Genomic DNA, 9,302 nt, shown 5'->3' on the forward strand with positions numbered 1-9,302 from the left:
CTCCTCGCCGATTGGTACCCGCTACCTCTTTTCAGCAAGCGCGCGCATTCTGCCCAAAAACACCTTTATTTTGTCCAATGCGTCTTCCCCCATTCGAAGCGCAAAAAGTATCGAACCGTCCGTTGATACTTCGGCTTTGCCGTCGAGCAAAGTGATCCGGTTCGCCCACGCGGGGCGCCCCGAATGGAATTTGAATTTGAACTTTTCGCGGGCCGGCAGGTATTCGATGTTCGACACTCCGCATGCTTCCGCAGCTATTTTGACTTCGATGCCACCTATCAAATTTTCGACCTCCGCAGGAAGCGCACCGAACCTGTCCTCAAGCTCGGTACGCAAATCATTTACTTCGCCATCCTTAAGGCGGGCGATCCTGCGCAGAATGTCAAGCCGGATAATCGAATCCTCGATGTAATCATGCGGAATGTACGCCGATATCGGAATATCAATCATGCATCCTTCCGGCTCTTCCTCCATCGCGTCCAGGAATTCGTCCTCGCTGAATTCGCCCTCGGAATCCAGTTCTTCTTTCAGCTTTTCCATCGAATTCGTCAACATTTCGAAGTAATAGTCGAATCCGACGGTCGCCGCCAGGCCGCTTTGTTCCTCGCCGAATACATTGCCCGCGCCGCGCAGCCGCAGGTCGCTCTGCGCGATTTCGTACCCCGCCCCCAGATACGCGTAGTTGTAAATCGAGTGCAGCCTGCTCTGGGCATCCTCCGAAAGCGAGCGAGCGGGATCATGATAAAAGTACGCGTACGCCTGGACGTGGCTGCGCCCCACCCTGCCCCGAAGCTGGTGCATCTGGGACAAGCCCAGATACTCCGCGTGCTGGACGATTAGCGTGTTCACGTTCGGAATATCCAGTCCGTTTTCGATGATCGTCGTCGCAAGAAGGATGTTGTACGCGCCCATCGAAAAAGCGTTCATAATTTCTTCAAGTTTGTCCTCTTTCATTCGGCCGTGTCCGACGATGATTTTCGCCTCCGGTACGAGCTTTTCGAGTTCCGATCGGAAGACATCTATGTCCGCGATCCTGTTGTGAAGGAAATACACCTGGCCGCCCCTCCCGATTTCCTTCAAAATGGCGTCGCGCACGAGCGTTTCGTTGTACTCGCCCACATAAGTCCGCACGGGCTTGCGGTCAACCGGCGCGGTTTCGATAAGCGACACGTCGCGCAGCCCGACGAGCGACATATGCAGCGTGCGCGGAATGGGCGTCGCGGTCAGCGTGAGAACATCCACCCCTGGATTTCTCATCTTCAACCGCTCTTTTTGTTTGACTCCGAACCGCTGTTCTTCGTCTATTACGAGCAATCCGAGCCTCGGAAACTTCACATCCGCGGAAAGGGCGCGGTGCGTTCCGATAACTACGTCTACTTTGCCCTTTGCAATGTCGGCGGCGATCCGCTTTTGATCCGCGTCGGATAAAAACCGAGAGAGCATTTCGACGCGAAATGGAAACGCGGCGAACCGCCTCCGGAAAGTGTGATAGTGCTGATCCGCGAGCACCGTCGTCGGACACATCACGAGCACCTGCTTGTTATTAAGGCACGCGAGAAACGCGGCGCGCAGCGCGACTTCGGTTTTCCCGAAACCGACATCGCCGCATATCAGCCTGTCCATCGGCTTGGCCGCGGCCATGTCGTTGTACACGGCGCCCCATGCTTCGTATTGATCCGGCGTCAGCTCGTACGGGAATCCGTTTTCGAATTCCGCCATCCAGTTGTCGACGCCGACGAATGAGTGACCTTGCATCCTTTCCCGCTTGCGATAAAGCTGGTAAAGCCTAAGCGCAAGCTTGATCGCCTCCTGGCGCACCTTGCGTTTGGTTTTCTGCCATTGCTTCCTGCCGAGACTGTTCAACTTGGGCGGCGAGCCGTCGTACCGGTACTGGCGCAGCCGGTCCAGCTGGTCCACCGGGACGTACAACTTGTCTCTGCCTTCGTACTCGATTTGTACATAGCTGCGCTTGATGCCGCCAAGCTCCTGATCCGTCAGCGCGACGAACCTCCCCACCCCGTAGTCCACGTGAACGACGTAATCCCCGACCTTGATTTCTTCAAGCGAGCGCAGACCGGATTTTTCGAACCGCTTCGGCTTGCGGTAAACGGCCTCTTCGATTTCACCGAATATTTCCGCGTCGGTCAACAGCATCCCCTGTCCCGGCAGCGTGAATCCTCCGGGCAGGATCGCGTTTTCGATGGCGGCTACCGCGATTTCTTCCTCGATAAGCCTCTCGCGCAGCCGTTCTGCAAACTGGCTTGCAATCCAGACTTCGCTCGTCCCGCCGCCGAGCTTGCGCAGTCCGTCCGGCAGCGCGCCGAGCGAATACTGCGACGACGACGGCGTGCCGAATGAAAGATCCGAGCCTTCGAAAGACAAATGCCGCCGATCGAAAGAGGAAGTAAAGAGGGTTGAAATTCCCGGCCTCGATTCGACCGATGCGATTACCGCGCCTGCGTCGGCGCGGTCCGGGATCGCGTAGTAATCGTCGAAATCGGCAAACGTCAGCGCGCCTTTCCGCCATTCGCGGAATCTCTCTCGCCAGAACCGCTCGTAGGTTTTCAGCTCGCCCGAAACCAGCGTTTCGTCGTGGACGAAAACCAGCGCTCCCTGCGGGAGATAATCCAGAAACGTCGCGCCGCCCGAAAGTATCGGCGAGTAAATCTCGTAACGCGGCGACTGCCGGTTTTCCGCGATCCTCGCAATATCCTCTTTCGCCGCCTGCTCCAATCCCGCCGCGGAGCCGGGCAGCCTTGCCGCGAATTCCCTCAAGTACGCGGCGAGCAGCTTCTCAAGCTTCGACGCGCCGTCTTCGGCATCTCCTGTGTCAAGCTGGACGACCGGAAGCACTACCGCTTCGGCCGCGGCCTCGAAGCTTCGCTGGGTCGACGGCTCGAACCGGCTCATCTCGTCGATATCGTCACCGAAAAAGTCGATGCGCACCGGATTTTGATCGCCGATGGGAAACACATCCAAAAGCCCGCCGCGAACCGCGTACTCGCCCGGCTCCATTACCATCGTTTTGCGCTCGTATCCGAACCTGTCCAGCGTCAAGCAAACCGCGTCGCGCCCTGCGGACTTGCCGCATTTGAGATGAAGTCTCGACGCGCGCACCTTGTCCGGATGCGGAATCTTTTTGAACAGCGCTTGGACGCACGTGAAAATCAATTTAGCATTTCCGCGTAAAAGCGCGTCCTCGGCGGCGCGCCTCGCGCCCGTTACGTCCACATCCGGCGGCGTGAAATCGAAAAGGTTCGACGGCTCGAAATCGGGATAAACAAGAAAATCCTTTTCGTCCTCCACTTTCCCCGAATACAGCCTGTACGCCGCGATGCAGTGCGCGCGCATTCTCTCCGCTTCGCGGTTCGACTCGCAGACAATCAAGACGGGAGATACTCGCTTCGCAAACGCCAAATAGGAAAGAAGAAATTGCCTTGCGGAGCCGCGCACGTTGGCGATTTCTAACGCGCCGCCGCCTCCCATTCCGATTTTCTCCAGGAAACCGGAAAGGGATGCGCCGAAATGCCCGTCAAGCCTGTTGCGAAGTCTGTGCAACGGAGCGATACTATACTCCCGCCGCTGATATAATCCCTCAACTTCGCAATTCGGAGCATCAAATGAAGCACACTCTCCGTGTTCTCGCCGGCAATTTCCTTAGCGGTCTCGTGACGCTGCTCCCGCTCGTCATCACCGTGTTTCTGGTCGGATGGATTTACGGCAAGGCCGCTCAACTATTCGGCCGGACGTCGTCCCTCGGTCAGGCGCTGTCAACGCTGGCGGACAGCCTGAATCTGCCGACAAACCTTACAATCGCTCTTGCTTATCTGCTGATAATCCTGCTCATCATCCTGGTCGGCGCGTTCGCGTCGCGCACCGCGCGAAACACCGTCGCCGAATGGATCAAGAATCTGGTCGTCCGGTTCCCGGTCATCAGCAGCATTTACAACTCCGCGGAGCAGATCGTCGGCATATTCAACAAACGCAAGGACGACCCCGCCGCGGCAAGCCAGGTGATCCTCTTCCGGTTCGCAAACTCGCTTTTGCTCGGACTATTGCCCTCGTCCGATCCGATTCACATAGACGGCAGGCCTTATTTTATGGTGTACTACCCCGCGACGCCGGTGCCGATGAGCGGCCAGAATTTCCTCATCCCCGCATCGGAAGTATACGCGACCGGCCTGAAATTCGAGGACATGACCAAGGTTCTTGTTTCAATCGGCGCGATCGCCCCGGAAATACTTGGAGACGATATGAAACTCAGGCCGGTGCTTGATGCCGCATAGGAGCATACTTTATGGCAACCGAACAATCTTTCAACATTCCGGATTATCCGAACATTATCGCGGGCGAGGAATCCGCGGAGGGCGGGCGCGTTATCATCCGCAATCCGTACGATCTCTCCCCGCTCGGCGCGGTGTTCGATGCGACTCCCGCCGAAGCGGAACGCGCCATCGCCGCGGCGCACCGCGCGTTCGAAAAAACAAGGCGCATACCCGCTCACGAGCGCAAGGCGATCCTTACCAGGCTTCGCGACCTCGTTCTTTGGCACGCCCCCAAATTCGCCGAGCTGCTCTGCCGCGAGAACGCAAAGCCAATCGCGCTCTGCCGCGCCGAGCTTGCCCGCGTCGCCGACACGCTCACGCTTTCCGCGGAGGAGGCAGGCAGGCTTACGGGCGAGTTCCTTCCGTTCGATTCCGCGCCCGGCGGCGAAGGGCGGTTCGGCATCGCCCGCCGCTTCCCGCTCGGCCCCGTCGCCGCGATCACGCCGTTCAACTTCCCGCTGAATTTGCTGGCGCACAAGATCGGCCCCGCGCTCGCCGTCGGAGCGCCCGTCGTCCACAAGCCCTGCGTACAGGCGCCGCTGACCGCGTTCGAGTTCGCGCGGCTCGTTTACGAATCGGGCTGGCCGCAGGACGCGTACAGCGTGATTTACGCGCAGCCGGACGCAGCGCAGCTCCTCGTCACCGACGGGCGCATCAAAGTGCTCTCGTTCACAGGCAGCGACGCGGTCGGCTGGAAGCTGAAATCGCTCGCCGGAAAAAAGCGCGTTCTGCTGGAGCTCGGCGGAAGCGCGAGCTGCATAATCGAGCCGGACATGCCGGACCGGGATACGGCGCTGTCGCGCTGCGTGAACGGGGCGTTCGCGTACAGCGGCCAGGTGTGCATCAGCATCCAGCGGCTGATGGTGAGCGATGAGATTTACGACACGTTTGTCCCGCAATTCGTCGAGCGCGCGAAAAAGCTGACGCTGGGCGACCCGATGAGTCAAGACACGAGTATCGGCCCCGTGATTGACGACTCGGCGGCGGAGCGCATCGAAAAATGGGTGCGGGAAGCGGAGGCTGCGGGCGCGCGAATCCTGACGGGCAAATATCTGGGAAACCGTATGTTCGAGCCGTACATACTTGAAAACGTACCGGCAACCTGCGAGCTTGGCTGCAACGAAATTTTCGGCCCGGTCGTCGCGCTGTACCGATACGGGACGCTGGACGAAGCGATTGCGCTGACGAACGCGAGCCGCTACGGCCTGCAATCCGGGCTGTTCACGTCGAACATATCAAAAGCGTTCCGCGCGTTCGAGCAACTAGAAGTGGGCGGACTGATGATAAACGAAGTCCCCGGCTGGCGTACAGACGGGATGCCCTACGGCGGCACGAAGGATTCCGGCGTGGGACGCGAAGGCCCTCGCTACGCAATCGAGGACTACACCGAAATAAGACTTTTGGCCATCAAGCAGTAAGCGATTTACCTCACCTTCTCCCGAAGTTTCTTCCCGCTTTCCGCCTCGACTTTTTTTCGCAGCGTCGTTTGGAGACCCTTCATTTGATCGCGAAGCTCGGCGGCCTTTTCGAATTCGAGAACCTCCGCGTATTTCTTCATCTGAACCTCGATTTCGTCTATTGTAACCATCAGTTCGCCGATCGAAAGACCCGCCCCGGGCACGTCGGTTGGATCCGCACCCGCCTTTTTGATTACACGGAGATTCGCTTCCTCCAGTTCATCGGATATCGCCTTTATCGCCTTTTCTATGCTCTTCGGCGTGATTCCGTGGAGCTTGTTGTACTCCAATTGTTTTTCCCGGCGGCGGTTTGCCTCGCCGATCGCGCGCGCCATGCTGGGCGTCATCTCGTCGGCGTAAAGCAGCACCCGGCCCCTGACGTTGCGGGCGGCGCGGCCCATCGTCTGGATCAGGCTTTTGTCCGAGCGCAGGAAGCCCTCCTTGTCCGCGTCCAGGATCGCGACGAGCGATACCTCCGGCAGGTCGAGACCTTCGCGCAACAGGTTGATTCCGACGACGATGTCGTAAGTTCCGAGGCGCAAATCTTTTAGAATGCGGATGCGCTCGACGGTGTCCACTTCGCTGTGCAAGTACTGCACTTTGAATCCGAGGTTTGAAAGATACTCGGACAGGTTTTCCGCCATCTTCTTCGTCAGAGTCGTGACAAGAACGCGTTCGCCGCGCTCTATCGTGGCGCTGCATTCGCCGATCAGGTGGTCGATTTGACCCTGCGAAGGATGCACCTCCACGGCGGGATCGACAAGTCCGGTAGGCCGGATGATTTGCTCGACAATCTGCGATGAATGCTCCAACTCGTACGGTCCGGGCGTCGCGGTCACAAAAATCGCCTGGCCGACGATTGCCTCCCACTCCTCGAATTTGAGGGGCCGGTTGTCGAGCGCCGAAGGCAGGCGGAAGCCGTAATCCACGAGCGTGGTTTTGCGGCTGCGGTCGCCGTTGTACATTCCATGCAGCTGCGGCAGTGTGACGTGGGACTCGTCCACAATCATCAGGAAGTCTTCGGGGAAGTATTCAAGCAAATTCGACGGCGTTTCTCCTGGCGCCTTTCCCGCAAGGTGGCGCGCGTAGTTCTCGATGCCTTTGCAGTATCCGATGTTGCGGATCATTTCGAGGTCGTACTTGGTGCGCTCCTTGAGCCGCTGGTATTCCAGCAGTTTGCCCTGTTCCCTGAAAAACTCCAGTCGCTCCGCAAGCTCGGATTCGATATCGCGCAGCGCGAGGTCGATGCGCTCCGGCAGAAGCACGTAATGCGACGCGGGGAAAACGTAGGTGTATTCCGGCTCGGAGAGTACGCGTTTCGAGGCCGCGTCGATTTCGAAAAGAGCCTCGACCTGCTCGCCGTCGAACTCGATGCGCGTTATCACTTCCTTGTCCGCGCTGTAAATTTCGAGAATGTCGCCGCGGATGCGGAAAGTGCCGCGGACTAGATCGAAATTGTTGCGCATGTACTGCATGTCCACGAGCCGCCGGATGAGCTTCTCGCGCGGGTGTCGCTCGCCTTTCGCGAACTTGATCATCAGCTTCGCGTAGTCCTCCGGGCTGCCCAGGCCGTAGATGCATGAAACGCTTGCGACGACCAAAACGTCGCGGCGCGTCAAAAGCGCCTCGGTCGCGCTGTGGCGCAGCCGGTCGATTTCCTCGTTTATCGCGGAGTCCTTTTCGATGTATGTGTCCGTAGCCGGGACGTAAGCCTCCGGCTGGTAGTAGTCGTAATAAGAAACGAAATACTCGACGCAGTTTTCGGGGAAGAATTCGCGGAACTCCGCGCAGAGCTGCGCGGCGAGCGTCTTGTTGTGGCTGATGACGAGGGTTGGACGTTGGACGCGCTCGATTACGTTCGCGATCGTGTACGTCTTGCCGGAACCGGTGACGCCCATCAGGGTTTGGTACCGGTCGCCGCGCAGGACGCCGCGCGTCAAGGCGTCGATCGCCTCGGGCTGGTCCCCTGTCGGCGAATACGGCGCGACGAGCTTGAATTTGTCGGGGCGGCGCTCGGGCATGGAACGCGGATTATACCACGAAACGAATGTGGAGGACTGGGCGAATTCACCTGACGCCGGCGAATCGCCTAACCGTAATTTCGGTATTTTCGCCAGCCGAGGCGGCGATGGAATCATATATTGATTGTGATGTCGCCTCGTCCAGATAGGCCTCGCCGCAATTGTCGCAGACTTCGGCGGGAACTCCCCTGAAAATGAAGATTCCGCCGTTTTTTTCCAGCTTGACCGTGGTCTCGCCCAACTTGGTTTCACCGGTTTTGCAGATTACGCACTTCATTTTAATTTCGCCTCCTGAATCCGTCTTTCCAAAGCAAAGGATCGGGTTCGTAGGCAGTGACTATTATAACCGAATTGCATGGAGTATTGTCGGCTACAACCATGTGCAGCGGGCGCATTCCGGCAAACCCTAGCAGCAACTTGCTTGGAAGAGGAAAATCATCCGGATAGCTTTCAATTACTTCGGATCTCGACAGGGCTTCCGAAACCTCCGCAGGGCTGATTTCACGCTCGATGAGCTTTTCAAGTGCATGAAAGCTAAACTTAATGGTTGGCTTCACCCGCCAAATTGTAATACGCAATCGCTTGAAAAGCAAAAGAGGTGGAAATCGGAATAGCACGGTGTTAAGTAATTACTTGACAAACGCGGGTTTGGCGGGTATACTTAATTCGCGTGCCGGACGCGGACGATTCAGTGGATATTGAGCTTTGGGTGGAAGGCAGCCGCCGCCGGCTCTTGGTTTTTGGCGGAGTATCATAGCTTGAAAACTGGCTTTCGCCTCATTCAAAGGTCCCCGCTGAACGGCTGTACGACGCACTTTCTCGGATTTGCTGCTTGAATGAGGACGAGTTGAGACACTATCCCGGAATGAAGCATCTGGCGGGATCGACTCCCCGGTTGTTCGAGATCAAGCGCGGGCCGTTGAGGCTTATTGGTTGCAGGTTGGAGTCGGATTTCGTTGTCCTTCACTGGTTGCTCAAGAAAAGCTTGAAACTGCCAGACAAAGATGTTCGTACATCCGAAGAGCGCGCCGAGCGACTGAAGAGCGCGCATCGAAAAGGAAAGGTGAATGTATTATGAATTCCGAAAAGTTCATGGGTATCTCGATAGAAAAGATTAAAAGATCGCCCGCTTTCGGCGCGGAAGGCAAGGCAATCGATTTCATAATTGAATGCGAGCGCCGCCGCGAGGAGCTTGGCTTGTCCTATTCGGACATGGCGCGGAAAATGGGATGCTCGCGAAGCTACGTCAGCCAGCTCATGGAAGGGCATGGAAGCATGACGTTTCGGACGATGCAGAAACTGGCCTATGCGCTCGATTTCGATTTCAGGATTTTGGTTCTTCCCAATCGCGGCCTGCGCGGAAACGGCAAAGGCTCCAAGGCCGGATTAATCAAAACGAAAAAAAAAGCTGCGACTTCCGGTCTTGCCAGGAAAGCAGAAATGACAAAGCGCGTTCCCGCCGCGGCCGGAAAGGGAACCCCCAAGAAACGCCCCTAGTC

At 57.5% G+C, this 9,302-nt stretch carries 7 protein-coding genes; 3 read left to right on the forward strand and 4 right to left on the reverse strand.

Annotated features, from left to right (window positions below):
- Positions 1 to 21: 21 nt before the first annotated feature.
- Entirely contained in the window at positions 22 to 3,558 is a 3,537-nt protein-coding gene (gene mfd, locus HRF49_05890; protein ID MEP0814181.1) for a transcription-repair coupling factor, read from the reverse strand.
- Positions 3,559 to 3,620: 62 nt separating this feature from the next.
- On the opposite strand from mfd, the gene HRF49_05895 reads away from it, so the two are divergent.
- Both HRF49_05895 and HRF49_05900 read left to right on the forward strand, forming a co-directional pair.
- Positions 3,621 to 4,286, forward strand: coding sequence for a DUF502 domain-containing protein (locus HRF49_05895; GenBank protein ID MEP0814182.1), 666 nt, complete (start codon positions 3,621 to 3,623; stop codon positions 4,284 to 4,286).
- 11 nt (positions 4,287 to 4,297) lie between these two features.
- Positions 4,298 to 5,743: an aldehyde dehydrogenase family protein gene (locus HRF49_05900; GenBank protein MEP0814183.1), complete on the forward strand. Its 1,446-nt coding sequence runs from the start codon at positions 4,298 to 4,300 to the stop codon at positions 5,741 to 5,743.
- A gap of 5 nt (positions 5,744 to 5,748) precedes the next feature.
- On the opposite strand, the gene uvrB is transcribed toward HRF49_05900, so the two are convergent.
- From uvrB to HRF49_05915, 3 genes are read right to left on the reverse strand one after another with little or no spacing between them, the layout of a single operon-like run.
- Positions 5,749 to 7,803, reverse strand: a complete 2,055-nt coding sequence (uvrB, locus tag HRF49_05905; GenBank protein MEP0814184.1) for an excinuclease ABC subunit UvrB — start codon at positions 7,801 to 7,803, stop codon at positions 5,749 to 5,751.
- A gap of 46 nt (positions 7,804 to 7,849) precedes the next feature.
- Positions 7,850 to 8,080 carry a type II toxin-antitoxin system MqsA family antitoxin gene (locus HRF49_05910; protein MEP0814185.1) on the reverse strand — a complete coding sequence of 77 codons (231 nt, stop codon included), beginning with the start codon at positions 8,078 to 8,080 and terminating at the stop codon, positions 7,850 to 7,852.
- A gap of 1 nt (position 8,081) precedes the next feature.
- The gene (locus tag HRF49_05915) at positions 8,082 to 8,360 is read right to left on the reverse strand and encodes a DUF4258 domain-containing protein (protein ID MEP0814186.1); all 279 of its coding nucleotides are present in this window, start codon (positions 8,358 to 8,360) and stop codon (positions 8,082 to 8,084) included.
- 517 nt (positions 8,361 to 8,877) lie between these two features.
- Here HRF49_05915 and HRF49_05920 point away from each other — a divergent pair.
- On the forward strand, positions 8,878 to 9,300 hold the full coding sequence (locus tag HRF49_05920) for a helix-turn-helix transcriptional regulator (protein MEP0814187.1): 423 nt from the start codon (positions 8,878 to 8,880) through the stop codon (positions 9,298 to 9,300).
- The last annotated feature ends 2 nt before the right edge of the window (positions 9,301 to 9,302 follow it).

The organism is bacterium (assembly GCA_039961635.1).
In the GTDB taxonomy this organism is placed as follows: Bacteria; 4484-113; 4484-113; order JAGGVC01; family JAGGVC01; genus JABRWB01.